The 23,990-nt window shown below is 62.5% G+C and carries 31 protein-coding genes; 18 read left to right on the forward strand and 13 right to left on the reverse strand.

From position 1 onward, the window contains the following. Positions 1–15 precede the first annotated feature (15 nt). Both ACR3EL_RS01185 and ACR3EL_RS01190 read left to right on the forward strand, forming a co-directional pair. Positions 16–1,203 (forward strand): GNAT family N-acetyltransferase, encoded by a 1,188-nt coding sequence (locus ACR3EL_RS01185; protein ID WP_170369090.1) that lies wholly within the window; start codon positions 16–18, stop codon positions 1,201–1,203. Then, on the forward strand, positions 1,200–1,493 hold the full coding sequence (locus ACR3EL_RS01190) for a 4a-hydroxytetrahydrobiopterin dehydratase (protein WP_093964109.1): 294 nt from the start codon (positions 1,200–1,202) through the stop codon (positions 1,491–1,493). Before ACR3EL_RS01185 ends, ACR3EL_RS01190 begins: the two co-directional genes overlap by 4 nt. Here the strand turns inward: ACR3EL_RS01190 and ACR3EL_RS01195 are convergent. The 4 genes from ACR3EL_RS01195 to ACR3EL_RS01210 all read right to left on the reverse strand — a co-directional run bounded on the left by ACR3EL_RS01195 (position 1,490) and on the right by ACR3EL_RS01210 (position 3,061). After that, positions 1,490–1,801: a hypothetical protein gene (locus ACR3EL_RS01195; RefSeq protein WP_093964392.1), complete on the reverse strand. Its 312-nt coding sequence runs from the start codon at positions 1,799–1,801 to the stop codon at positions 1,490–1,492. The genes ACR3EL_RS01190 and ACR3EL_RS01195 overlap by 4 nt on opposite strands. A gap of 49 nt (positions 1,802–1,850) precedes the next feature. Next, positions 1,851–2,198, reverse strand: a complete 348-nt coding sequence (locus ACR3EL_RS01200; RefSeq protein ID WP_170360535.1) for an EF-hand domain-containing protein — start codon at positions 2,196–2,198, stop codon at positions 1,851–1,853. Positions 2,199–2,209: 11 nt separating this feature from the next. Beyond that, positions 2,210–2,455: a glycine zipper 2TM domain-containing protein gene (locus ACR3EL_RS01205; RefSeq protein WP_170369091.1), complete on the reverse strand. Its 246-nt coding sequence runs from the start codon at positions 2,453–2,455 to the stop codon at positions 2,210–2,212. A gap of 120 nt (positions 2,456–2,575) precedes the next feature. Beyond that, a complete protein-coding gene (locus ACR3EL_RS01210; protein WP_170341455.1) occupies positions 2,576–3,061 on the reverse strand; it encodes a peroxiredoxin in 486 nt (161 codons plus the stop codon). A gap of 99 nt (positions 3,062–3,160) precedes the next feature. Between ACR3EL_RS01210 and ACR3EL_RS01215 the strand changes: the two genes are divergently transcribed. Genes ACR3EL_RS01215 through ACR3EL_RS01230 form a run of 4 tightly spaced genes read left to right on the forward strand, consistent with a single transcriptional unit; the run spans position 3,161 to position 5,763 of the window. Further along, on the forward strand, positions 3,161–4,372 hold the full coding sequence (locus ACR3EL_RS01215) for an NAD(P)/FAD-dependent oxidoreductase (protein WP_480720108.1): 1,212 nt from the start codon (positions 3,161–3,163) through the stop codon (positions 4,370–4,372). Continuing rightward, a complete protein-coding gene (rsmD, locus tag ACR3EL_RS01220; protein ID WP_170341057.1) occupies positions 4,369–4,932 on the forward strand; it encodes a 16S rRNA (guanine(966)-N(2))-methyltransferase RsmD in 564 nt (187 codons plus the stop codon). Before ACR3EL_RS01215 ends, rsmD begins: the two co-directional genes overlap by 4 nt. After that, positions 4,925–5,560, forward strand: a complete 636-nt coding sequence (locus ACR3EL_RS01225; RefSeq protein ID WP_170341059.1) for an HAD family hydrolase — start codon at positions 4,925–4,927, stop codon at positions 5,558–5,560. Before rsmD ends, ACR3EL_RS01225 begins: the two co-directional genes overlap by 8 nt. A 23-nt stretch (positions 5,561–5,583) precedes the next feature. Then, positions 5,584–5,763: a hypothetical protein gene (locus tag ACR3EL_RS01230; protein WP_093964114.1), complete on the forward strand. Its 180-nt coding sequence runs from the start codon at positions 5,584–5,586 to the stop codon at positions 5,761–5,763. On the opposite strand, the gene map is transcribed toward ACR3EL_RS01230, so the two are convergent. Beyond that, the gene (gene map / locus ACR3EL_RS01235; protein ID WP_170341061.1) at positions 5,751–6,563 is read right to left on the reverse strand and encodes a type I methionyl aminopeptidase; all 813 of its coding nucleotides are present in this window, start codon (positions 6,561–6,563) and stop codon (positions 5,751–5,753) included. The genes ACR3EL_RS01230 and map overlap by 13 nt on opposite strands. Positions 6,564–6,814: 251 nt before the next feature. On the opposite strand from map, the gene ACR3EL_RS01240 reads away from it, so the two are divergent. Continuing rightward, positions 6,815–7,210: a RidA family protein gene (locus tag ACR3EL_RS01240; protein ID WP_254432932.1), complete on the forward strand. Its 396-nt coding sequence runs from the start codon at positions 6,815–6,817 to the stop codon at positions 7,208–7,210. A 29-nt stretch (positions 7,211–7,239) separates the two neighbouring features. Here the strand turns inward: ACR3EL_RS01240 and sfsA are convergent, their stop codons facing one another. After that, on the reverse strand, positions 7,240–7,947 hold the full coding sequence (gene sfsA, locus ACR3EL_RS01245; protein ID WP_170341063.1) for a DNA/RNA nuclease SfsA: 708 nt from the start codon (positions 7,945–7,947) through the stop codon (positions 7,240–7,242). Between the two features lie 50 nt (positions 7,948–7,997). Between sfsA and ACR3EL_RS01250 the strand changes: the two genes are divergently transcribed. The 4 genes from ACR3EL_RS01250 to ACR3EL_RS01265 are packed head-to-tail and all read left to right on the forward strand — an operon-like array spanning position 7,998 to position 10,908. After that, positions 7,998–8,720: a competence/damage-inducible protein A gene (locus ACR3EL_RS01250; protein ID WP_170369097.1), complete on the forward strand. Its 723-nt coding sequence runs from the start codon at positions 7,998–8,000 to the stop codon at positions 8,718–8,720. Further along, positions 8,717–9,427: a GNAT family N-acetyltransferase gene (locus ACR3EL_RS01255; protein ID WP_170341067.1), complete on the forward strand. Its 711-nt coding sequence runs from the start codon at positions 8,717–8,719 to the stop codon at positions 9,425–9,427. Before ACR3EL_RS01250 ends, ACR3EL_RS01255 begins: the two co-directional genes overlap by 4 nt. Positions 9,428–9,439: 12 nt before the next feature. Continuing rightward, entirely contained in the window at positions 9,440–10,012 is a 573-nt protein-coding gene (locus tag ACR3EL_RS01260; RefSeq protein ID WP_093964120.1) for a peroxidase-related enzyme, read from the forward strand. After that, on the forward strand, positions 10,009–10,908 hold the full coding sequence (locus ACR3EL_RS01265) for an OmpA family protein (RefSeq protein ID WP_170341069.1): 900 nt from the start codon (positions 10,009–10,011) through the stop codon (positions 10,906–10,908). The genes ACR3EL_RS01260 and ACR3EL_RS01265 overlap by 4 nt, the downstream gene beginning before the upstream one ends. 56 nt (positions 10,909–10,964) lie before the next feature. Here ACR3EL_RS01265 and ACR3EL_RS01270 read toward each other — a convergent pair whose 3' ends face one another. Beyond that, on the reverse strand, positions 10,965–11,870 hold the full coding sequence (locus tag ACR3EL_RS01270) for a LysR family transcriptional regulator (protein WP_093964122.1): 906 nt from the start codon (positions 11,868–11,870) through the stop codon (positions 10,965–10,967). Between the two features lie 229 nt (positions 11,871–12,099). Here ACR3EL_RS01270 and ACR3EL_RS01275 point away from each other — a divergent pair, with 229 nt between their 5' ends. Both ACR3EL_RS01275 and ACR3EL_RS01280 read left to right on the forward strand, forming a co-directional pair. Beyond that, on the forward strand, positions 12,100–12,537 hold the full coding sequence (locus tag ACR3EL_RS01275; protein ID WP_170341071.1) for a DUF4399 domain-containing protein: 438 nt from the start codon (positions 12,100–12,102) through the stop codon (positions 12,535–12,537). A gap of 125 nt (positions 12,538–12,662) precedes the next feature. Next, entirely contained in the window at positions 12,663–13,595 is a 933-nt protein-coding gene (locus ACR3EL_RS01280) for a glycosyltransferase family 8 protein (protein ID WP_480720115.1), read from the forward strand. Between the two features lie 107 nt (positions 13,596–13,702). Here the strand turns inward: ACR3EL_RS01280 and ACR3EL_RS01285 are convergent, their stop codons facing one another. Further along, complete coding sequence (locus ACR3EL_RS01285) at positions 13,703–15,730, reverse strand: FAD-dependent oxidoreductase (protein WP_480720117.1); 2,028 nt, start codon at positions 15,728–15,730, stop codon at positions 13,703–13,705. A 135-nt stretch (positions 15,731–15,865) separates the two neighbouring features. Between ACR3EL_RS01285 and ACR3EL_RS01290 the strand changes: the two genes are divergently transcribed. Both ACR3EL_RS01290 and ACR3EL_RS01295 read left to right on the forward strand, forming a co-directional pair. Further along, positions 15,866–16,351 (forward strand): RNA pyrophosphohydrolase, encoded by a 486-nt coding sequence (locus tag ACR3EL_RS01290; RefSeq protein WP_170341076.1) that lies wholly within the window; start codon positions 15,866–15,868, stop codon positions 16,349–16,351. 96 nt (positions 16,352–16,447) lie between these two features. Beyond that, positions 16,448–17,374, forward strand: coding sequence for a DMT family transporter (locus ACR3EL_RS01295; protein ID WP_480720119.1), 927 nt, complete (start codon positions 16,448–16,450; stop codon positions 17,372–17,374). Between the two features lie 8 nt (positions 17,375–17,382). Here ACR3EL_RS01295 and ACR3EL_RS01300 read toward each other — a convergent pair whose 3' ends face one another. The 4 genes from ACR3EL_RS01300 to nth all read right to left on the reverse strand — a co-directional run bounded on the left by ACR3EL_RS01300 (position 17,383) and on the right by nth (position 20,013). Beyond that, on the reverse strand, positions 17,383–17,676 hold the full coding sequence (locus ACR3EL_RS01300) for a hypothetical protein (protein WP_170341079.1): 294 nt from the start codon (positions 17,674–17,676) through the stop codon (positions 17,383–17,385). Positions 17,677–17,702: 26 nt separating this feature from the next. Next, complete coding sequence (locus tag ACR3EL_RS01305; protein WP_170341080.1) at positions 17,703–18,059, reverse strand: hypothetical protein; 357 nt, start codon at positions 18,057–18,059, stop codon at positions 17,703–17,705. Between the two features lie 323 nt (positions 18,060–18,382). Continuing rightward, complete coding sequence (locus ACR3EL_RS01310; protein ID WP_170341082.1) at positions 18,383–19,372, reverse strand: adenosine kinase; 990 nt, start codon at positions 19,370–19,372, stop codon at positions 18,383–18,385. Continuing rightward, positions 19,369–20,013 carry an endonuclease III gene (gene nth, locus ACR3EL_RS01315; protein ID WP_170341083.1) on the reverse strand — a complete coding sequence of 215 codons (645 nt, stop codon included), beginning with the start codon at positions 20,011–20,013 and terminating at the stop codon, positions 19,369–19,371. The genes ACR3EL_RS01310 and nth overlap by 4 nt, the downstream gene beginning before the upstream one ends. 132 nt (positions 20,014–20,145) lie before the next feature. Between nth and ACR3EL_RS01320 the strand changes: the two genes are divergently transcribed. Continuing rightward, positions 20,146–20,997 (forward strand): methylated-DNA--[protein]-cysteine S-methyltransferase, encoded by an 852-nt coding sequence (locus tag ACR3EL_RS01320; RefSeq protein ID WP_170341085.1) that lies wholly within the window; start codon positions 20,146–20,148, stop codon positions 20,995–20,997. A gap of 177 nt (positions 20,998–21,174) precedes the next feature. Continuing rightward, positions 21,175–21,609: a glyoxalase superfamily protein gene (locus ACR3EL_RS01325; RefSeq protein WP_170341087.1), complete on the forward strand. Its 435-nt coding sequence runs from the start codon at positions 21,175–21,177 to the stop codon at positions 21,607–21,609. 63 nt (positions 21,610–21,672) lie between these two features. Here the strand turns inward: ACR3EL_RS01325 and ACR3EL_RS01330 are convergent, their stop codons facing one another. Next, a complete protein-coding gene (locus ACR3EL_RS01330) occupies positions 21,673–23,112 on the reverse strand; it encodes an aldehyde dehydrogenase family protein (RefSeq protein ID WP_170341089.1) in 1,440 nt (479 codons plus the stop codon). 217 nt (positions 23,113–23,329) lie between these two features. Between ACR3EL_RS01330 and ACR3EL_RS01335 the strand changes: the two genes are divergently transcribed. Continuing rightward, positions 23,330–23,980 (forward strand): peroxiredoxin, encoded by a 651-nt coding sequence (locus tag ACR3EL_RS01335; protein ID WP_093964131.1) that lies wholly within the window; start codon positions 23,330–23,332, stop codon positions 23,978–23,980. Positions 23,981–23,990: the final 10 nt, after the last annotated feature.

Genomic DNA, 23,990 nt, shown 5'->3' on the forward strand with positions numbered 1-23,990 from the left:
GACGCAGGAGGGCACATGGACCAGTCACAGATCGAAATACGGGTTCTGTCGACGCTGGATCAGATCCCGGCGGCCGAATGGGACAGTTGCGCCTGCCCCGAGGCCGCCGACGGCACCCGCCCGCTGGACCCGTTCACCACGCACCGGTTCCTGCGCGCGCTGGAAGACAGCGGCTCGGTTGGACGGGGCACCGGCTGGCAGCCGCAATACCTGACCGCCTATCTGGACGGCCTGTTGATCGGGGCCGCGCCGATGTATGCCAAGTCGCACAGCCAGGGCGAATATATTTTCGATCACAGCTGGGCCCATGCCTATGAAAACGCGGGCGGGCGGTATTACCCCAAACTGCAGATCGCGGTGCCCTTCACCCCGGCCACCGGGCGACGGTTCCTGACACGGCCCGGCTATGACGGGATCGCCATGTCGGCGCTGGTGCAGGGGGCGGTGCAACTGGCCGCCGACAATCGCCTGTCGTCGCTGCACGTTACCTTCTGCACCCAGGACGAGGCGCTGGCCGGGCAGCAGATGGGCCTTCTGGTGCGCGACTCGCAGCAGTTTCACTGGCTGAACGACGGCTATGCCGATTTCGATGCCTTTCTGGGCGCCCTCTCCTCGCGCAAGCGCAAGAACATCCGCAAGGAACGGGCACAGGCCAATGCCTTTGGCGGCGAGATCCGCACACTGACCGGTGCCGATCTGCGCCCCGAACACTGGGACGCGTTCTGGGAATTCTATCAGGACACCGGCGCGCGCAAGTGGGGCTCACCCTATCTGACGCGGCAATTCTTTGACATCGTTCACGAAACCATAGCCGATGACGTGGCGCTAGTGCTGGCCGAGCGGGGCGGATACCCGGTGGCCGGCGCGCTGAACTTCATCGGGCGCGAGACCTTGTTCGGGCGCTATTGGGGCTGCAACGAACATCACCCCTGCCTGCATTTTGAACTGTGCTACTATAGGGCGATCGACTTTGCCATCGCGCATGGTCTGGACCGGGTCGAAGCCGGCGCGCAGGGAGAACACAAGCTGGCGCGGGGTTATCTGCCCACGCGCACGCACAGCCTGCACTGGGTCGCCGATCCAGGCTTTGCGGACGCCGTCGCGCGGTATCTCGAGGCCGAGTCCCGCGCGGTGGGGGAAGAGATCGAGATTCTGACGGACTATGGCCCGTTCAGAAAAGCCAACCCGGAGGAACAGCAATGAGCGAACTTCTGTCGACCGAGACCCGTGGCCCGCTGCTGGATCCGCTGTTCAAGAACGGCTGGACCATGGTCAAGGATCGTGACGCGATCACCAAGACCTTCATCTTCGACGATTTCGTCGATGCCTTCGGCTGGATGACCAAGGTGGCGATCTTTGCGGAAAAGTGGAACCACCACCCCGAATGGTCCAACGTCTACCGCACGGTCGAGGTAGTGCTGACCACCCATGACGTAGGCGGCCTGTCGTCTCAGGACGCCAAGCTTGCCCGCAAGATGGACAGCCTGCTTTAGCCGCGGTCGCCCCGCGACCCCATGCCGCCAGCCAGCATCGCAACCTCGCCCAGACGGCGGAACTCGGCCGGGGTAACGGTGCCGTCGCTCACGTCGATGTCGCGCGGGATCCCGGCGGTGCGGTTGCCCATCATCCGTACGCTGCGCGCAGCCGGATTGATGTCGAGACAGCGCGTCTGATAGCAGGTCAGACCAGCCGTATTGATCTGAATGCGCGCTTGCCCATCCGGCCCGGTCACGACCGGAGCCTGCGGGACGTCGCACGCTGCCAGCAAAACGACCGCACCAAGCCAATAAAATACTCTCATGCCTGCGCTCCTGTTGGTCACAGGGTCAGCCGTACCGGGGCGCCGGGCCTCAATCCAACTGACCGTTCCGGTCCTTGTCCGCAGACAGGAAATCGTCATTCATCTGCGAGTCATACTCTGACCGAGAGATAGAGTTGTCGCGATTGCGGTCAATCTTCTGGAACATCTTGATATCCATGAACGGCTTGGCTTCGTCCAGACCGAGCGTGCCGTTCTTGTCATCGTCCATTTCCTGATAGGCATAATCCGAAAAGGCATCGAATTCGTCGCGCGACAGGAAACCGTCATTGTTGGCGTCGATCGCGTTCAATTCGCGCTCATTCAGTTCGGCCACGCTGTCTGCTGCGGCAGGTGCTGCCATCATCAGGGCCGTCATCAATAGAACCGAGTGTTTCATCCTGGCGCTCCTCAGCATGCGAATCTCTGGCCTTCGACCCCGCCGGCCAGGGCGCCGGCTGCGGTCAGAATATCCTTGCCCGACCCACCGCCGAACTGGTTGCCGATGGCTCCGCCGATCAACGCGCCGCCCAGAGTGCCGCCAAGACAGGCGATCTCGTGCTGGCGCGCAGCCTGTTGCTGCGGTGTTGGCGCAGGCCCGCACGCGGTCAACAGCCCCACGCCGCCCAAAGTAATGACTGCTAGAAATCTCTTCATAAATGAGCTCCCGGTTCCCATGCAGGAACACTGGCACATTCCGAGGGTGCGGGCCAAGTTAATTGGCCTTCATCCAACATGACCTGTGGCATGGCCCCGGTGCGCACCGGGGCCGCCCTGTCAAATGACTTCGAGCAAGCCTTCTCCGGCCGAAATCTCGCAGGCGCCGGGGCTTTCCTCGAGGTTCAGCGCCACGACCTTGCCGTCTTCGACCAGCATCGCGTAGCGCTTGGAGCGCGAGATCAGGCCGGCGGGCGGGGCGTCGAAATCCATGCCGATCGCCTTGGTGAACTCCGAGGCCGGATCGGCCAGCATGGTCAGCCCGGCCGCGGTCGCACCCGTGGCCTCGCCCCAGGCCTTCATCACGAAGGGGTCGTTGACCGACACGCAGATGATCTCGTCCACGCCTTTGGCCGCAAACTGGTCCTTGGTGCGCATGAAGCTGGGCACATGGGCCGAGTGGCAGGTGGGGGTGAACGCGCCGGGCACGGCAAAGATCACCACCTTGCGGCCCTTGATCTTGCTGGAGACCCGCACCTCTTCCGGTCCGTCAGCGCCCATCTGGATCAGGGTTGCTTCGGGCAGGGTGTCGCCGGTTGAAATCATCTTCATGCTCCTGTCGATTGAAATTGCAAACTCGCTCCTTGCCGCAATATAGGTGGGCGGGTGGCACAAGCCACGGGAAATTGACAGGGGGCGGACCAGATGAGCCATATCGTCGTGATCGGAGCCGGGCAGGCGGGGTCATCACTGGTGGCCGGGCTGCGCAAAGGCGGGTTTGACGGGGCGATCACCCTGATCGGGGCGGAACCCGTGCTGCCCTATCAGCGCCCGCCGCTGTCCAAGGCCTATCTGCTGGGCGAGATGGAGCTTGAACGGCTCTACCTGCGCCCCGAAAGTTTCTATGCCGAGAACGATATCACCCTGCGTCTGGGCCAGCAGGTGGGCGCGATCGACCCGGCGGCCAAGACCGTGACCATAAGCGGTGAGGTGATATCCTACGACCAGCTTGCCCTGACCACCGGCTCGCATCCGCGCCGCCTGCCTGCCGCGATCGGCGGAGACCTGGCGGCCGTGCATGTGGTGCGCACGCTGGCCGATGTGGACGCGATGGCCACCGCCGTCACCCAAGGCGCGCGGGCGCTGATCGTGGGCGGCGGTTATATCGGGCTCGAGGCTGCGGCGGTCTGCGCCAAACGCGGCGTGCAGGTGACGCTGGTCGAGATGGCTGACCGCATCCTGCAGCGTGTCGCGGCCCCCGAGACCAGCGACTATTTCCGCGCACTGCACAGCGCGCATGGCGTGGACATCCGCGAAGGCGTAGGGCTGGACCGGATCACCGGCGAGAATGGCAAGGTCACCGGCGCGGTGCTGGGCGACGGGACCGAACTCGAGGTCGATTTCGTGGTGGTCGGCGTGGGCATCGCTCCGGCCACCGAACTGGCCGAAGCGGCCGGGCTTGCCATCGAAAACGGTATCAAAACCGATGTGCAGGGCCGCACCTCTGCCGCCGATATCTGGGCGGCGGGCGATTGCGCCTCGTTCCCCTACAAGGGCCGGCGAATCCGTCTGGAAAGCGTGCCCAACGCCATCGACCAGGCCGAGGTGGTGGCGCAGAACATGCTGGGCGCGGGCAAGGATTACGTGGCCACGCCCTGGTTCTGGTCGGACCAGTATGACGTGAAGCTGCAGATCGCCGGGCTGAACATGGGTTATGACCGGGTCGTGACCCGCAAGGGCGAGGGAGCGACTACCTCGTTCTGGTATTACCGGGGCGATCAGTTGCTGGCCGTGGATGCGATGAACGACCCGCGCGCCTATATGGTCGGCAAGCGCTTGATCGACGCAGGGAAAACCGCGGATCCGGCGGTGGTGGCCGACCCCGCAGCGGATCTGAAACCGCTGCTCAAGGCGTGAGGATCATCGCCGGAGACTTCCGGGGCCGGGCGCTGGCCTCGGTCGGCAAGGGGGATGCAGGCGCGCATCTGCGCCCCACCACCGACCGGGTGCGCGAAAGCCTGTTCAACGTGCTGAACCACCTGATCGATTTCGGCGGGCTGCGGGTGCTGGACCTGTTCGCCGGCACCGGCGCGCTGGGCCTCGAGGCGCTGTCGCGCGGCGCGTCCCATGTCACCTTCGTCGATGACGGGCGGGTGGCGCAGGGGCTGATCCGCAAGAATATCGACCTGACCCGCAGCACCAACCGCACCGCCCTGATCCGCCGCGACGCGACGCGGCTGGGCGATAATCCCGAAGCGCCGTTCGACCTGATCTTTCTCGACCCGCCCTATGGCAAGGGAATGGGGCAAAAGGCGCTGGTGGCGGCACTCAAGGGCGGCTGGCTGGCCGACGACACGCTGGTGGTCTGGGAAGAGAACGCCCCGATGGCCCCGCCCGAAGGCTTTACGCTGCACGATGCGCGCAAATACGGCGACACCCATATCTCTCTGATGTGGCGGGACGGAACGCATGCATGATCTGGTAATCTTTGATTGCGACGGTGTCTTGGTCGACAGTGAAACGATCTCCAATCAAGTGATGGTCGACAACCTGGCCGGGTATGGGCTGCACCTGTCGCTGCAGGACTGCATGTCGATGTTCGTGGGCGGCACCATGTCGGGCGTCCGGGACTCGGCTCGCAAGATGGGCGCTGACCTGCCCGATGACTGGACCGAGCAGATCTATGCGCAGATCTATGATGTGCTGCGCGCCGGTGTTCCCGTGATTCCGGGAATCCCCGAGTTGCTGCGCCATCTGGACGAACAGCGCATTCCATTCTGTGTGGCCTCGAACGGGCGGCGCGAGAAGATGCAGATCACCTTGGGCCAGAACGGGCTGTGGGACAGGTTCCAGGGCGCGATCTTCTCGGCCCATGAGGTCGGCAGCGCCAAGCCCGAGCTGGGGTTGTTCCAGACCGCGGCCCGACATTTCGGTGCGAAGTCGCCCGTCGTCATCGAGGACAGTGCGAACGGTGTGACCGCCGCGATCCGGGCCCGGATGAGGTGCCTTGCCTATGCGCCGCATGATGACGGCGCGCGCCTGGCCGGGCTCGGGGCTGAAGTCATCCGTGACATGAAGGACGTGCCGCGGCTTTTGGGTCATTGAAGGGTCTGTGCTAGACTGCGGTCATGGACCGCGCACTTTCACGCCCACTCTGGCCCGCCCGGTTCGAGGCGCAGGCCACCTCAGGACCCGAGCCGCAGCCTCGGCCCGCACCCGTCTTCATTCAGGACGCGGTGACGCCTTGGGGCCCGGACACCCTGCTGCTGAAGCTTCTACGCGATCAGGCCGCCGATCAGGAGGAGTAGGTCGGGTGGAACTTGCCGCCTGGTGACAGGGTAAAGATATCTACCCCGTCCGCCGTCACACCTACAGAGTGCTCAAACTGCGCCGACAGCGACTTGTCGCGGGTCACGGCGGTCCAGTCATCGGCCAGCGTCTTGGTCTCGGGACGGCCCAAGTTTACCATCGGCTCGATGGTGAAGAACATACCTTCTTCCAGAACCGCGCCGGTGCCCGGGCGGCCGTAATGCAGCACGTTGGGCGGCGCGTGGAACACGCGGCCAAGCCCGTGCCCGCAGAAATCGCGCACGACGCTCATGCGGTGGGCTTCGACGTAAGACTGGATCGCGTGGCCAATGTCACCGAAGGTGTTGCCCGGCTTGACCATCTCAATGCCTTTGAACAGGGCGTCGTGGGTCACCTGGATCAGCCGCTCGGCCTTGCGCGGCAGCTTTCCGGCCACGTACATGCGCGACGTGTCGCCGAACCAACCGTCGACGATCACGGTCACGTCGATATTCAGGATGTCGCCATCCTTGAGCTTCTTGTCCCCGGGAATCCCGTGGCAGACCACGTGGTTCACGCTGATGCAGCTGGCGTGCTGATAGCCTTTGTAACCGATAGTGGCCGATTTCGCGCCGGCGTCCTCAACCATCTGGGTGATGATCCGGTCGATCTCGCCCGTGGTCTGGCCGGGAAAGACATGCTCGGCAATGCCATCGAGGATGCGCGCCGCCAGAACCCCTGCCGCGTGCATGCCGGCAAAGTCAGCCTGTTCGTAGATGCGGATACCGTCCTTCGTCAGACGGCCACGATGCTCTTTCATTCGTGCGGGGCTCCAAAAAATTCTGCGCAGCATCCCTTCTACGCTGCTTGTGCAGAAAGTACCAGAGGGCGCAGGGTCGCGGGTGCCTGCCCTGATCTGAATTTGGATGCGGGGGGCGAAACGTCAAGGCACGTTGCCGCGTTTTGCGCGGGTGGTCCGGCCCGGCGTCAAAAGGCCTCGACCGATGCCCGGATTTGGGGCCAAATGAATGTACAGAGACTCATTTGGTCGGGAAGAGAGGAGCCGGATGAATGTCGCAGAAACGGGAACTGATATCGAATGGAAACCCCATGGAGGCGGTCGTCGGCTTCAGCCGCGCCGTCCGGGTGGGGAATTTCATCGCGGTCGGGGGGACTGCCCCGGTCGATGCGCAAGGCAAGACAGTCGGGGTCGGGGACGTCTATTTGCAGACCAAACAATGCTTTGAGATCATCAAGGATGCGCTGGAGCGTGCCGGATCGGGTTTGCAGGACATCGTGCGAACCCGCGTGATCCTGACCGATATCGACAATTGGAAGCAGGCGATCGAGGCCCGCAAGCTGTACTGTCTGGACGCGCGACCCGTGGACACGATCATGGCGATCAGCCGGTTCGTAAATCCCGAATGGCTGGTTGAAATCGAGGTCGACGCCGTCGTCCCCGATTGAATCGCTACGCGGCGGAAATCGACCGGCCTTCAGTCGCTGGAGATCGTCGCCTGCGGCTGAACCCAGACGCCGTCCGGTGAAATGCGCGTACCACAGACCAAGTGTTCAACCCCATTGGCCTGGGCAGTCGCAAACGCTACCGCGTAGGCCGGGTCGATATCCGCGGCCAACGCGAATTTGCGGCAATCCGTGCGCTGAACAAGGTAGAGCAGGATAGCCCGGTGTCCTTGCGCGGCCATTTCGGCCAGTTCCCCCAGATGTTTGGTGCCCCGTGCGGTGACGCTGTCGGGGAATTCGGCCAGCCCCGGTTCGCGCGACAGGGTCACGCTTTTGACCTCGACATAGGCGTCGGGCAGCCCGGGTTGCGTCAGCAAAAAGTCGATGCGACTGTTTTCGCCGTATTTCACCTCGGGCCGGACGGTTTCATAGGCGGCCAATGCAGGGATTTCCCGGGCTTCGAGCACCGCCCGCAGCGCCCGGTTGGGCACCGAGGTATCGACCCCGGTGAAATGGCCGTTTTCATGATCGACCAGCCGCCAGCCGAATTTGAGCTTTTTCTTCGGGTCGTCATTGGGCTCAAGCCAGATCTTTTCGCCCGGTTCGGCCAGACCCATCATCGAACCGGGGTTGGCGCAATGGGCCGTCACCTCGCGCCCGTCCTCAAGCCTGCAATCGGCCAGAAAGCGTTTGTAGCGGCGGATCAGGCGGGCGGGCACAAGAGGGGTTTGAAAGCGCATGGTTCCGGGCCTATACCTGCCGCAAAGGTCGATCAAGAGGAGAGCGTGCCATGCCCAACCCAACCGCTGCAATGCTGGTGATCGGGGATGAAATCCTGTCCGGCCGAACCCGCGACGCCAACATGCATTATCTGGCGCAGGAGCTGACCAAACACGGCATCGATCTGAAAGAGGTCCGCATCGTCAGCGACGAGGCACCGGCGATCGAGGCCGCCGTCACGGCGCTGTCGCAGGGCTATGACCATGTGTTCACCAGCGGGGGCATCGGCCCTACCCATGACGACATCACCGCCGATTGCATCGCCCGCGCGTTCGGGGCGCAAATCGATGTGCGAGACGATGCCCGCGCCCTGCTGCAGGCGCACTACGACCAATCGGGGCTGGAGCTGAACGAAGCGCGCCTGCGCATGGCGCGCATCCCTGACGGGGCAACGCTGATCGACAACCCGGTTTCCACCGCGCCAGGGTTCACACTAGGTAATGTCCATGTGATGGCCGGCGTCCCATTGGTCTTCCAGGCGATGGTGGCCAGTGTGCTGCCCACCCTGACCGGAGGAAAACCGTTGTTGTCTCAGACCTTGCGGGTCAACCGGGGAGAAGGTGACATCGCTGCGACCCTGGCCGCCGTGGCAGAGGAATTTGGCGACGTGTCGATCGGGTGTTACCCGTTCCAGATCAACGGCGTCTTCGGGGCCAACGTGGTTGTTCGGGGCACTGACGGGTCGCGTATCGATGCGGTCACGACGCGACTGGCCAAGGAGCTTGGCCTGTGACGGTAGACTGGGCGGCAGTGGTCGATGGCACCTGGCCCGCCGCACGGTATGAGCAATTGGGTCCGTTTCTGCTGCGCGAAGGGCAGGGGGGCGGCTCGCGCGTGTCGGCGGCCAGCCGTATCGGCCCGGTCACCCCGCCGGATATCGACGCGGCCGAGGCGGCCATGCTTGCGATGGGCCAAAAGCGCATCTTCTGCCTGCGCCCCCACGACGCGGACCTGGACGAAATCCTGGCGCAACGCGGATACGAGGTTCTGGATCCGGTCAACATCTATGCCTGCCCGGTCTCACAGCTGACGGACCAGCCGGTCCCGCCGGTCACGGTGTTCTGCCTGTGGGAGCCGTTGGCGATCATGCGCGAGATCTGGGCCCAAGGTGGCATCGGGCCTGCCCGGCTGGCCGTGATGGAACGGGCAACAGGTCCGAAAACCGGACTGTTGCTGCGTCACCGCGATCAACCGGCCGGCACCGGTTTCGTGGCCATCCACGACGGCATCGCCATGCTGCATGCGCTCGAGATCGTGCCGGCGCACCGCCGACAGGGGCTGGGCCGCTGGGCGATGCGCGCCGCGGCCTTTTGGGCGCTGGACAATGGCGCGCATACCCTTAGCGTGATCTGCACCAAGGCCAATACCGGCGCCAACGCGCTCTACCACTCTCTCGGGATGGAACGCGTCGGAGAGTATCACTATCGCCAGCTGGTCTGAGAGGAGACAGACGTGACCGATCGAGACATGCCCACCGCGCTTGACCTGCCAATGGTGGATCCGCTGCCGCCCGAGACTCAGAAGTACTTCGATATCTGCGTCGAGAAGCTGGGCATGGTCCCCAACGTGCTGAAGGCAAATGCCTTTGACATCGACAAGCTGAACGCGTTCACGGGCATGTATAATGACCTGATGCTGGCGGACAGCGGGCTCAGCAAGCTGGAACGTGAGATGATCGCGGTCGTGGTCTCGTCGATCAACCGGTGCTTCTATTGCCTGGTGGCCCATGGTGCCGCCGTGCGTCAGCTGTCAGGTGATCCCAAGCTGGGTGAAATGCTGGTGATGAACTACCGAGTGGCGCCTCTGGACGACCGCCAGCGCGCGATGCTTGATTTCGCCGCCAAGATGACCACAGCCAGCGCCGAGATCGAGGAACCGGACCGCCAGCGCCTGCGCGATGCGGGGTTCACCGACCGCGACATCTGGGACATCGCAAACGTTGCGGGCTTCTTCAACATGTCCAACCGGGTCGCCAGTGCCACGGCGATGGTGCCCAATGACGAGTATCACGCGCAGTTTCGATGATCCGATTTACTGTCCTTCTTTTCTGTCTGATCGCGGGTCCTGTGGCGGCGCAGGACCTGTCGCTGCCGGCGAGCGCGCGACAAATCAGCCAGCGCGTCAGCCCGTTGGACAGCTACCAATTGCCGACCGGCCCGTTTGCAGACAACGCCGTTCCCGCGCGCACGGTCGAAGGCCGGATCGAGCGCACCACATGGCGGCTGCAGGCCGGTTCCAGTACGACGCTGCAGATCCTCGACCCGCTGCGGGATCAGCTCAAGGCGCAGGGTTTCGAGATCGCTTTTGAATGTGAGGCCCGCACTTGCGGCGGGTTCGACTTCCGCTTTGGAACCGAGGTGGTGCCGACGCCCGACATGTATGTCGCAATCAATGATTATCGATTTCTGTCAGCCACTCGTGGAGCCGAAGCCCTGACCTTGCTGATCAGCCGAAACCAGCCCGACGGGTATGTGCAGATGATCCGCGTCACTCCGAAGGGTCAGACCCCACCGCCGCTGGTGGTCGAGGAAACGGTGATTGGCAGCAACGGGCTGGTTGCCAGCCTGGTGCGGGATGGTCACGTGATACTCGGCGATCTCAGCTTTGAGACGGGCGAGGTTGCCTTGGGGGCCGGGCCGTTCGAGTCGCTGGGCCTGCTGGCCGGCTACCTGGCCGAGACCCCCGGCGCACGGCTGGCGCTGGTTGGGCACACCGACGACACAGGCGACCTGCAGGCCAATATCGAGGTCAGCACACGCCGCGCCCAGGCTGTCCGTGCGCGATTGATTGAGGCACATGGAGTGGCCGAGGACCGCGTGCAGGCGCAGGGTGTCGGCTACCTCGCCCCGATCGTTTCGAACGCCACCCCGGAAGGGCGCGAACAGAACCGCCGGGTCGAGGCTGTTCTGCTGTTGAACTGACTACGAAAAAAAGCCCGCGCAATTTGCGCGGGCCGGTCAGTCTTCACTGGGAGGTCTTACCAATCCATCGGACCTTTTTCGGCAAAGGACTCGACAAGGAAATCAATGAACGCCCGCACCTTGGGCTGGGTGAACCGGCCCGGCGGGTACACCGCATAGACGCCCTGAACCTCGTCCGGCAACGATGGCATCGCGTCGACCACCTGGCCGGATTTCAGCGCGTCCGCGTAAAGATAGCTGGGCAGATAAGCGATTCCGAGGCCCGAGATCGCCGCATTCAACAGGGATTGTCCGTCGTTCACGCTCAGCCAACCGGCCGTGCGCACCTGCCTCTTTTCGCCCGAGGGCGCAGTCAACTTCCAGACGTTGCCCGAGGACTGGCTGGAGTAATGCAGCAGCTTGTGTTCGTTGAGGTCATCGATCTTTGCCGGGCGCCCGAACTTCTCGATATAGCTGGGGGCCGCAACCATGCGTTTGACCGTTTCGGTCAGCTTGCGCGCGCGCAGGGTGCTGTCTTCCAGTTCGCCGATACGCACGGCCACGTCGAACCCTTCGGAAATCAGCTCGACATAGCGATTGTTCAAGACCATGTTCACGGTGATGTCGGGATAGGCCGCCAGGAAACCGGACAGAACGGGCGACAGGTGGTTCACCCCGAAATCAGTAGCCACACTGATGCGCAGCAGACCTGAAGGCGCCGATTGCATCGACGTCACCAGCGCGTCGGCTTCGCCTGCATCATTAAGCACACGGCGTGCGCGGTCGTAATAGGCCAGCCCGATCTCGGTCGGCGACACGCGGCGCGTCGTGCGGTTCAGCAAACGCGCGCCCAAGCGGGCCTCCAAGCTCGACACGTGCTTTGACACGGCTGATTTGGAAATGCCCATCTTTTTGGCCGCGTCGGTGAAACCACCTTGGTCCACCACGTTGGCGAAGGCCTCCATTTCTGTCAGTCGGTCCATTCTCGTTCCCCAGGTCGTCTGTTCGTTGACCGACCATCGCCTCCAATCTGGGCGGAAACTGGGCAGACATGGGATAATATCAGGGTTTTGAATCGGATCGTTTGCGCTTCGGAAACGCGGAAACAGTGGTTTCCCTCCTGCATCCGCCCCCTGTTTGCGTGTTCTTTTCTGGTAATTTCTCCCGACGTGCTAAAGTCAGAATGGCATTTTTGTGACCAGGGAGGAGATCATGAAAGCCATTCTAGCAACTATTTTTTGCCTGTTTGCCCCCTTGGCCTGGGCCGGAGGGGAGACGCCATCGAACCCGGACGCTGAGGTCTATTTCGTCAACCTGTCGGACGGCGACACGGTAACGTCGCCGGTGACGGTGGTCTTTGGCCTCCGCGGTATGGGTGTTGCGCCAGCCGGGACCGAAAAGGAAAACACCGGCCATCACCATTTGCTGATCGACCGTCCCCCATTGGGTCAGGGTGAGGACGGGGCCGACGAACTGGCCTATGGACTGCCGGCTGATGACAACCACCTGCACTTTGGCGGTGGTCAGACCGAAGTCACGTTGGAGCTTGCCCCCGGGACGCACACGTTGCAACTGGTCCTGGGCGATGCGGGTCATGTGCCTCACGCGACGCCGATCGTTTCCGAGGTGATAACGATCACCGTGGAGTAACCCGTACCGACCAACCGCAGCGCCGGGTCGAACCCGCCAACAGCGGCGGGACGGTTTCGGTTTGATTACATGTGCTTGCCTCGCCTATACACGATCCCGATCGGGGGCGGAGCCATGGTATTTGAATGAACGTTGTTTTTGGGGTCGATCGGAACTTTCTGTATCCCGCATTGCTGTCGGCCTATTCCGTGGTCAAGAACGCCAGCCGGTCTGTTGACGTTACCATTTTCGGTCAGGATTTCACCGCACAAGACATCGCAGCCGTCGACCAGCTGGACCGCGCCGTCGGCAACGGCACGGTCCGCTACCGGGAGTTTCAGTCCGAGACGCTCGGCCGATTTTCTCAGTTCAAGACGAAATACCCGAAAATCACGCTGCTGCCGTTGTTTCTGCATGACTTCTTTTCGGGCCGGTGTCTGTTCATTGACGCCGACACTCTTGTGCTGGGCGATGTCTGCGAGTTGCAGGAGCTCGACATGAATGGCCACGGGATCGGGGCCTGTGTCGACATGGGATTGGTCACGTTGGGCGAAGGCCGCTTTCTGCGCCCATCCCTTCAGAGTGTTCTGAGGCCGGGGCACGAACACCAAAAGTCGGTGACGCGCGTTTTGCGCAGCATCCGGTTGGGCTTTCTGCCCGGCGAGAATTACTTCAACGCGGGCATCCTTCTGATGGATTGCGAAGCGATCCGGAATTCACCCGCGGGCAAGGAGCTGGGCAATTTCGACAAGCTGATCCCGCATATCCACGACCTGCCCGAGCAGGATCGGATGAACCAGATTTTCGCCGGCCAGTGGCTCAGACTCCCTCAGCAATGGAACACGCGACCGCAGATTTGGTACGACGCGCACAGTCCGAAATTCCGGCATACCTCTGCCGAATTTCGGAACCAACTGAAACAGGCAAGCCGGAACCCGAAGATGTGGCACTATATCGGAGGCAAGAAGCCCTGGCGCGCGAAGCCAGCGTCACAGATTCTGCTGCGCCGCGCCTTTCGGGATTACCAGGAATATTTGGCACGGTTCGAGGACGAGACAGGTCTAACTTTTTCCGTATAGGGCGCGGAACTGGCTCAACACTCTAAGAAGCCACCCGGGCATCGCTCGGGTGGCTTTCTTTTGTCTGAGTGTTCTCGCCTTGGGGAAGTGGACGGAACGGGTCTTCCCTAGAGTGCGGCGGCCAGCCGCGTGCCCTGGTTGATCGCCCGCTTGGCATCCAGTTCCGCGGCCACATCCGCGCCGCCGATCACATGCGGGGTGATCCCGCGTTCGATCAGTGCATCGGCCAACGACCGCTCGGGCACCTGTCCGGCACAAAGGACAATCGTTTCGGCTTTGATAACCGTCGGGTCCGCGCGCTCTTCTCCGAATGAGACATGTAGCCCCTCGTCGTCGATGCGCTCATAGTTCACGCCGCCCACGAAGTTCACGTCCTTCATCTTCAGCGTCGCGCGGTGGATCCAGCCGGTCGTCTTGCCCAGCCCCTTGCCATGCGCCTGCTTCTTGCGTTGAAGCAGCGTGACCTGCCGCTTGGGCGCCTCGGGCTGCGGGCCTTCGGGCGCCAGGCCCGAGCGGTGTTGTTCAGGGTCGGCGACGCCCCATTCCTTCATCCACAAGGGCAGGTCGGTGGTGGGCGAGTGGCCTTCCTCGAGCAGGTATTCCGACACGTCGAAGCCGATGCCGCCGGCGCCGATCACGGCCACCGATTTGCCCACCGGGGCCTTGTCGCGCAGCACGTCGATATAGTTCACGACATTGTCGCGGTCCTCGCCGGGGATCTGCGGGTCGCGCGGGTTGACGCCGGTGGCGATCACCACCTCGTCGAACCCGGCCAGATCGTCGGCGCCAACCGCGCGGCCCAGTTCCACCTTGACGCCAAGGCTGTCGAGCATGGTGCGATACCAGTCCACCAAGCCCCAGAACTCTTCCTTGCCCGGCACCTGCTTGGCCATGTTCAGCTGGCCGCCGATCTCGTCGGCCTTGTCGAACACGGTCACGTCATGGCCGCGTTCCGCCGCCGTCATCGCCGTGGACAGGCCCGCCGGACCCGCGCCCACGATGGCCACGCGCTTGGGCGCGGCGGCCTTTTCGATCACCAGCTCGGTCTCGTGGCAGGCGCGCGGGTTTACCAGGCAGGAGGTCAACTTGCCGCTGAAGGTGTGATCCAGGCAGGCCTGGTTGCAGGCGATGCAGGGTGCGATCTTGGCCGACTCGCCAGCCATCGCCTTGGCCACGAAATCCGCATCCGCCAGCATCGGCCGCGCCAACGAGACCATGTCGGCGCAGCCGGTCGACAGCACTTCTTCGGCCACTTCGGGCGTGTTGATCCGGTTCGAGGTGATGACCGGAATCCCCACCTTGCCCATCAGTTTCTTCGTCACCCAGGCAAAGGCCGCGCGCGGCACCGAGGTGGCGATGGTCGGAATCCGCGCCTCGTGCCAGCCGATGCCGGTGTTGATGATTGTCGCCCCGGCCTTTTCGACTGCTTGCGCCAGCTGCACCACCTCTTCATGGGTCGAGCCATTGGGCACAAGGTCGATCATCGACAGGCGGTAGATGATGATGAAATCGGTCCCAACCGCCTCGCGCGTGCGGCGCACCACTTCCAGAGGCAGGCGCATCCGGTTCTCATAGGACCCGCCCCAGCGGTCGGTGCGCTTGTTGGTGTGGGTCACCAGGAACTGGTTCAGGAAATACCCCTCGGACCCCATGATCTCGACCCCGTCATAGCCGGCCTTCTGCGCCAGCACGGCGGCGTTGACGATGTCGCCGATCTGCTTCTCGATGCCTTCCTCGTCCAGCTCGTTGGGCGGGAAGGGCGAGATCGGCGACTTCACCGGGCTGGGCGCCACGCATTTCGGGCCATAGGCATAGCGCCCCGCATGCAGGATCTGCATGGCGATCTTGCCGCCCGCCTGATGCACCCGGTCGGTAACGACCGAGTGGTTCGCCACGTCCTTGTCGCTGGCCATCATCGCAGCGCCGGGCAAAACCGAGCCTTCGAGGTTCGGCCCGATGCCGCCCGTCACCATCAGCGCCACGCCGCCACGTGCGCGCGAGGCATAGAACTCGGCCACCCGGTTCCAGTCGCCGGTTTCTTCCAGCCCGGTATGCATCGAGCCCATCAGGACCCGGTTCTTCAACGTGGTAAAGCCCAGATCCAGCGGGGCCAGCAGGTTCGGGTACGCAGTCATCTTGAAACTCTCCCTCAATTCGGGGCTGACAATCGCGCCGCACCGCGCCGGTGTCACGCGAAACCTGACGTCACCCCCTTTGCCGCCGCTTTGCCAGTTGCTACAGCTTGGCCAACCACATTACGAGGCCCGCCCATGACCCCAGAACAGATCGCCAAACTGCCCTATCGCCCCTGCGTCGGCCTGATGCTGATGAACGATCAGGGTCAGATTTTCGTCGGCCAGCGCAATGACCGGTTCGAGGACGCCTGGCAGATGCCCCAAGGTGGCGTGGACGAAGGCGAGACCCCGCGCGCGGCGGCGCTACGCGAGTTGCAGGAGGAAATCGGCGTCACCCCCGACCTCGTGGAAATCGTGGCCGAGACCGACGACTGGCTGCCCTACGACCTGCCGCATGACATCGTACCCAAGATCTGGAAGGGCCGCTTCCGTGGGCAAGAGCAGAAATGGTTCCTGTTGCGGTTCCTGGGGGAAGACGACCAGATCAATATTCAGACGGACCACCCTGAGTTCACCCGCTGGAAATGGCAGGACCCCAACCGCCTGATCGCCGAGATCGTGCCATTCAAACGCGAAGTCTACGAGCGGGCGATGGAGGCTTTCAGGGGGTATTTGGGGTGAACTAGAACTCGATCAAGCGGGTTCCGGGTTGCGGACAAGGTGCCTAGTCCATGGAACTCTGTTATGGATTTCGCGAACCTGTGCTAGCCCTTGTTCATGGCAAAGACCTCAACACAAACCGGACCGGCTATTCCCTATGCGCTTGCGGTTGCAGGCGTTCTTTTCGCGTCGATCTGCTTTGGGCTGGTGCCCTATTTCAGCAGAGGGCTGACGCAGCAGGGCGTCGCACCCTATGCCGTCGCATTCTACCGCTACATCGTCGCGGCAATTCTGCTGCTGCCCGTTATCGTCATGCACCGCAAAGCTTGGCGCGAGATTTGTTGGGGCCTTTCGGCAGGAGCCGTGATGGGACTTGGGTGGATTGGATACGTGACGGCTTTGGAGGCCTTGCCCGCGTCAACCGTGGGCGTGCTCTACATGACCTATCCGGTTTTTACATTGGTCATTGCTTGGGCGCTTTTCTCTGATGCACCCACGCGGCGCGCCTTGCTCGCTTCTGGCCTTATCGTTCTGGCGGCAATCATTGCTGGTTCGCCCGCATCCGTGTCCCCACAACACATACCTACTCTTTTAGCGGCACTGGCGGCCCCGTTCGGCTTTGGTTTCGGTATTTGTGTTTTGGTCCACAGGCTGTCCCGCATCGCGCCGCTTGCGCGCATAGCCTCGGTTTCCGTGGGATCGGTTCTTGGGCTCTTGCCGCTGATGCTGAGTGCCGATGTGCGACAGCTGCTCCCGGAGGGGCAATCCGACTGGATCTTGATCGTCGGAATTGGCCTGGTCACGGCGCTTGTGCCACAGCTCATCTACACGATCTGCTCGCCGTTGATCGGCGCCTCCCAAACCGCGGTCGTCGGAAGCATAGAATTGCCAACGATGTTCGTGGTCGGATTTGTTGCTTTTGGCGAAGCAATCACGGCGCCCCAAGCCATAGCCTGCGCTTTGGTTCTTGGAGGGATCGCAATCACCCGAAGCCGAACGACACGCACCTTGACCACCGTGATCGCGAACGAACCGAGGAAGTAGGTTCTGCCTCAGACCAACCCTTCTTTCTGCAACATCTCCAGCACGTTGGTATCCGGCCGCGACGATCCGGCCGACATCGAAACGGCCGCGAGTTCAACCGCTGGAAATGACAGGACCCCGACCGCCTGATTGCCGAGATCGTGCCCTTCAAGCGCGCGGTCTACGAGCGTGTGATGGAGGCGTTTGGGGGTTGTCTTATCAGAAAACAACGAAACACCAGTAAATGAACACAATGAATCGTTATCAAGTAACCGCCGCCTAACGATAGGCACTGCCCGCAGACCAATGGGTGCATATTCCAAGGGGTATCCGGCAGATTGGGAGTTTTTCACCCATGGAGAGGAGGGAGGCCGACGATGAAAAACAATAAAATGATAACTCCGGGTAGCAACACTATTGCATTCCGAACGTAGGTAATATTCCAGTCGTCTTCCTCAGTTCGTTTGACGCCATAGTGGTACCAGTCTGCCGCTGAAAAATATAGGTCAACGAGTGCTGCAAGTATCACAAGAACGCTGAGGTGGTCGTCCCAATCCCATATGCTGTCGGTTTCTCGAAATGCAAAAAGAATGATCGATGCAACTAATATCGTAAATGGCAACAAAATACGTAAAAATCGGGCTATCGGATTGTTCCCAAAATTCTTATACATCAGCGGTTCTTTCGGTTTTTTGTTGATTGTCATCTTTTATTTCATCTCGTGGTTTGGAATGGTTTTTCACGTAAAGGGTGAGTTAACCCAACAGCTTTGCACCCTGAAGGGGCGTTTTGATGGTGCGGCTCTTGCTTTGGGGGGTAATTGTGAGGCGCACTTTGAGCGATTGCTTGGTCGCGGTTCGCTCGCGCGTCGCGTCGCTTTGGCAAGGCTTGGTTCTTCGAGCTTCTTGCCTTGCTCACTTTTCACGGCGCGGCTTCATTTTTCCCTGAACCCAAGCGCTGTCCCGGACTACGAACACACGAAAATCTTCGTCCCAACATCATTGCGACGCGGCAAATCGCTTGCGCGCGTCAAACCAACCCTTCGTCCCGCAGCAGTTCCAGCATGTTCGCCTCGGGACGCGGGCCGATATGGCTGATCACTTCTCGGGCGCAGACGTTGCCTATTCTGGCGCAGGTTTCATAGTCGCGGCCCGTCGCCATGCCGAAAAGGAACCCGGCGGCGAACTGGTCGCCCGCGCCGGTGGCGTCCACTGGCACCACTTTCTCGACCGGTACATCGATGCGCGAGCCGTCGTGCAGAACCGTCACCCCATCGCCCGAGCGGGTGCAGACCACCAGCGGGCAGATCGCAGCGGTCTTGGCCAGCGCCTCTTCCAGGTCGTCGGTCTCGAACAGGGATTTGATCTCGGCCTCGTTGCCGATCACGAAATCCAGCTCGTGTTCGATCAGCAGCAGGAAATCGGTGCGGTGACGCTCGACGCAGAACGGGTCGGAGATGGCGATGCCGGTCTTGCCGCCCCCGTTGCGGCAGTCGCGCGCGGCCTCGAGGAAGGCGGTTTTGCCCTTCTCCTTGTCGAACAGATACCCCTCGAGGAACATGATCTGGCTGTTGCCCGCCACCTCGGCCGGCACGTCCGTCGAGGACAGTTCGGACGAGATGCCCAGATAGGTGTTCATCGACCGTTCGCCATCGGGTGAGACGAAGATCATCGAGCGCGAGGTCGGCAGCTCGCCCCCAGGCACCGGCGGGTTCACGAAATCCACGCCGTCCTCGTTCATCGCATCGGCGTAGAACCGGCCCAGCGCATCATCGTGCACTCGCCCGATGAAGGCCGCGTCCAGTCCCAGAGCACCCGCGCCCGCGATGGTGTTGGCCACCGAACCGCCCGGGGTCTGCACCCGGTTTTCCATGGCCGCATACAGCACCTCGCCGCGTTCCCGCTCGATCAGCTGCATGATGCCCTTCTCGATCCCCATCATCTCGAGAAAGCTGTCGTCGGCCTGAGAGATGACGTCCACAACGGCGTTGCCGATGCCGGTCAGGTGATAGGTTTTCATAGGGTCTTGTCCTCGAATTGGCACAGGTCGCGGATCAGGCAGGTGCCGCATTGCGGTTTGCGCGCCTTGCAGTGGTAGCGGCCGTGCAGGATCAGCCAGTGATGGGCGTGAAGCTGAAAGTCCACAGGGATATTGTCTTCGATGGCGCGTTCCACGGCGTCCACGTCCTTGCCGGGGCAGATGCCGGTGCGGTTGCCGACGCGAAAGATATGCGTGTCGACCGCCTGCGCCGGGTATCGCCACCACATGTTCAGAACCACGTTCGCGGTCTTGCGCCCGACGCCCGGCAGCGACTGCAGCGAGGCGCGCGAGTTGGGGACCTCGCCGCCGTATTCCTCGACTAGGATGCGCGACATTTTTATGACGTTCTTGGCCTTCTGGCGGAACAGGCCGATGGTCTTGATGTGCTCGATCAGCCCCTCTTCGCCGAGGTCGAGCATCTTTTGCGGGGTATCGGCGATCTTGAAGAGCGCGCGGGTAGCCTTGTTGACGCCTGCATCGGTTGCCTGCGCCGACAGCGCCACGGCGACGACTAACGTATACACGTTCACATGCTCAAGCTCGCCCTTGGGTTCGGGGTCGGCCTGCTGGAACCGGGTAAAGATCTCGCGGATCGTGTGATAATCAAGCTGCTTTGCCATCCGGGCCTTAATGCCGCCCGCGGTGCCGGGTGACAAGCCCAAAGCCCGCTGCACCGGCAATGCGCAAGTTTCGGGTCGCACCGTCGGGCCCGGCCCGGCTAGGATGGGGCAAGCCACAGCAAGGTGAATGCCATGAACGTCCAGACATCCGAATCCGGTTACCACTACAACGTGATGCGACGCGCGATCGAGCTGATCGACCAGGGCGGCGAGTCGCTGTCGTTGGAAGAATTGGCCCGCCAGATGGACATGAGCCCCGCTCATTTCCAGCGCCTGTTCTCGCGCTGGACGGGCGTTTCGCCGAAACGCTACCAGCAATATCTGACGCTGGGCCATGCCAAGGCGCTGCTGCGCGAGCGCTTCACCATGCTGGAGACCGCGCACAGCGTCGGCCTGTCCGGCAGCGGCCGCCTGTACGACCTGTTTCTGAAATGGGAGGCGATGAGCCCCGGCGAATACGCCCGCAAGGGCGCGGGGCTGATCATCTATTGGGGCTGGTTCGAAAGCCCTTTTGGCCCGGCGCTGGTGATGGGCACGGCCAAGGGCATCTGCGGCATGGCCTTTGCCGCCGAGACCGGCGAAGAGGCCGCGATGCAGGACATGCTGTCGCGCTGGCCCTTGGCCGACTATGTCGAGGATCCGATGCGCCTGCGCCCGTGGGTCCTGTCGGCCTTTGGCGCGGCCAGCGACCGGCTGGAGCCTACGCCGTTGTACCTGATCGGCTCACCCTTGCAGATCAAGGTGTGGGAGGCGCTGATGCAGATCCCCTCGGGCCAGGTGACGACCTATTCCCAGATAGCGCAGGCCGTGGGCACGCCGCAGGCGGTGCGGGCAGTGGGCACGGCGGTGGGCCGCAACCCGGTCAGTTGGCTGATCCCCTGCCACCGCGCGCTGCGCAAATCGGGGGGGCTGGGCGGCTATCACTGGGGGTTGCCCGTCAAACGCGCCATGCTGGCCTACGAGGCGGCGCAGGCCGATGCCTGATTGACTTGGGGTCTCGCGCCTGCCAAAAGGCGCGCAGGTTCGGGTCTCCTGCCGCTCGCGGCCCTTTGGCTTTGGTGAAACCCGGTTCAAACCACATCTGTTGCCCTTTCCCGGCGCGCGGATGGCAAGGCGAGCTCCGTCCAATACTCGCGCCCGTTTCTGGAAACGAGGCAAGACATGACACAGATCCGAACCATCGCCCCCGTGGGCGAGCTGAAAGTGCAGGCCAAACGCCTGCGCGAGAAACTGCGTGGCGCCGGCGTGGCCCTGAGCCATGCGCAATCGCTTGAGATGATCGCCCATCAGCACGGCGCGCGCGACTGGAACACGTTGCACGCGATGGCCGGAAACCGGCTGCACCTGAAGGTCGGAGACCGCGTGCGGGGCACCTATCTGGGCCAGCCCTTCACCGGGGAAATCCGCGGCCTGACGATGCTGGGCGACGGCGCGCAGCGGCGGATCACGCTGCAGTTCGACACCCCGGTCGACGTGGTGACCTTTGACAGCTTCTCGGCCTTTCGCCAGCGCGTCAGCGGTCAGATCGGCTGGGACGGTCGGTCAGCTCGCCATACGTCGAACGGCGAGCCACAACTGGTGGTGCGTCCGGCGTGACGCAAACGGGGCAAGGTGCCTGTCCGCGCCTTGCCCCGCATTTTGAACTTTCCTGTGCCGGGGTTATTCCGGGGTCCAGCCGCTGACGGCCTTGACCTCCAAAAAGTCCTCCAGCCCCCAGACACCGCCTTCGCGCCCGTTGCCGGACTGTTTCATGCCGCCAAAGGGCGACCCGGCAGCGCGCGATTGGCCGTTCATCTCGACCATGCCCGAGCGCAGTTTGCGCGCCATGCGGTTGGCGCGGGCGCCGTCCTGTGTCTGAACATAGTTGGTCAGGCCATATGGCGTGTCATTGGCGATCTCGATGGCCTCTTCCTCGGTATCGAAGGGGATCATCGTCAGGACCGGGCCAAAGATCTCCTCGCGCGCGATGGTCATCTGGTTGTTGGCGTCGGCAAACACGGTGGGGCGCACGAAATAGCCTTTGTTGAACCCTTCGGGGCGACCGGGACCGCCGGCGACCAGGCGCGCACCCTCGTCGATGCCTTTCGTGATCAGGGCCTGGATCTTGGTCCATTGCAGCTCGTTCACGACGGGGCCGATATGGCGGCCTTCCTGCATCGCCGGGCCCACGGTGACCTTATTGGCGACCTCGGCCGCGGTTTCCACGGCTTGATCATAGATCGGGCGCTGCACCAGCATCCGGCTGGGCGCGTTGCAGCTCTGACCGGTGTTGTTCATCATGTGCAGCACGCCACGCTTGACCGCCTTGTCATCGGCATCGGCAAAGATCACGTTGGCACCCTTGCCGCCCAGTTCCAGATGCACCTTCTTCAGCGTGTCGGCGGCGTTCTTGGAAATCGCCGTGCCCGCACGGGTCGAGCCGGTGAAGCTGACCATGTCGACGTCCGGATGCCCCGACAGTTGCGAACCCACGCCCACGCCGTCGCCGTTCACCAGGTTGAAGACACCCGGCGGGAAGCCCGCCTCGTGCATCATCTCGGCAAAGATCATCGCGTTCAGCGGGCTTTGCTCGGACGGTTTCAGAACCATGGTGCAGCCCGCGATCGCCGCCGCGCCCACCTTGAGCGTGATCTGATTCATCGGCCAGTTCCACGGGGTGATCAGCGCGGCGACGCCGACTGCCTCGTAGATGATCCGGTCATTGGGGGCATGATCGCCCAGGGGGCGCTCGAACTGGAAACTCTTGGCTGCTCGAATGAAATTCTTCAGGTGCCAGATCCCGGCGCCCACCTGCTGGGTGCGCGACATGTCGATCGGCGCGCCCATCTCCATCGACATCGCCTGCGCGAGGTCTTCGGCGCGGGTGGGGTAGATCTCGATCAGCTTTTCCACCAGCGCGATGCGCTCTTCGACCGGGGTGGCCATCCAGCCCGGCAGCGCCGCCTTGGCGGCCGCCACGGCCGCGTCGGTATCGGCCTGACCGCCCAGCGAGATCACCGTGCAGGACTCCTCGGTCGAGGGGTCGATCACTTGGAAATCATTGGGCTGGCTGGGGGCGACCCACTGGCCGTTGATGTAAAAATCGCGTTTCTCGATCATGGCGTGTCCTCTTGATCCGCATTCATTCGACCGCGCGGTCGGTTTTCCCGGGCACTCTGTCACTGCGGCCCCCTTGGGGCAAGGCAATTCTGGAAATTTGATCAAATTATTGATCGCACGTTTTTTGCCCCTGTGCCACATCAATGGTTTAACCTGAGGGCAAAGTGATTAGGTTTGCACCAACCGACTCGGGTTTTCACAGGAAAGGAGATGCATCATGGGTTTGCGCATCAACGATACCGTCCCCAATTTCACCGCTGAAACGGACCAGGGCACCATCCAGTTCCACGACTGGATCGGCGACAGCTGGGCGATCCTATTCTCGCACCCCAAGGACTTCACTCCGGTCTGCACCACCGAGTTTTCGGCCGTGGCGCAGTTGAACGACGAATGGGCCAAGCGCAACACCAAGGTGATCGGTGTTTCGGTCGATGGGGTTGAGGACCACAAGAAGTGGAAGAAGGACATCGAGGCCTATGGCAAGGCCAACCCCGGCTTTCCGATCATCGCCGATGACGGACTGGCAGTGTCCAAGGCCTTCGACATGCTGCCCGCCGAGGCATATCTGCCCGATGGCCGCACGCCGGCAGACAGCGCCACGGTGCGCTCGGTCTTCATCATCGGGCCGGACAAGCAGCTGAAACTGTCGATGACCTATCCGATGACCGTGGGCCGAAACTTTGCCGAGATCCTGCGCGCGCTGGACGGCCTGCAAATGAGCGCCAAGGGCGTGGCTACCCCGGCCAACTGGGTGCCGGGCGAAGACGTAATCATCCCGCCGTCGGTTTCGAATGACGAAGCCAAGGAGAAGTTCGGCGAGTTCGAGACGATCTTCCCCTATCTGCGCAAGACCAAAGCGCCGAGCTGACGCAAAGAAG

This window comes from Ruegeria sp. BJ3 (genome assembly GCF_056535665.1).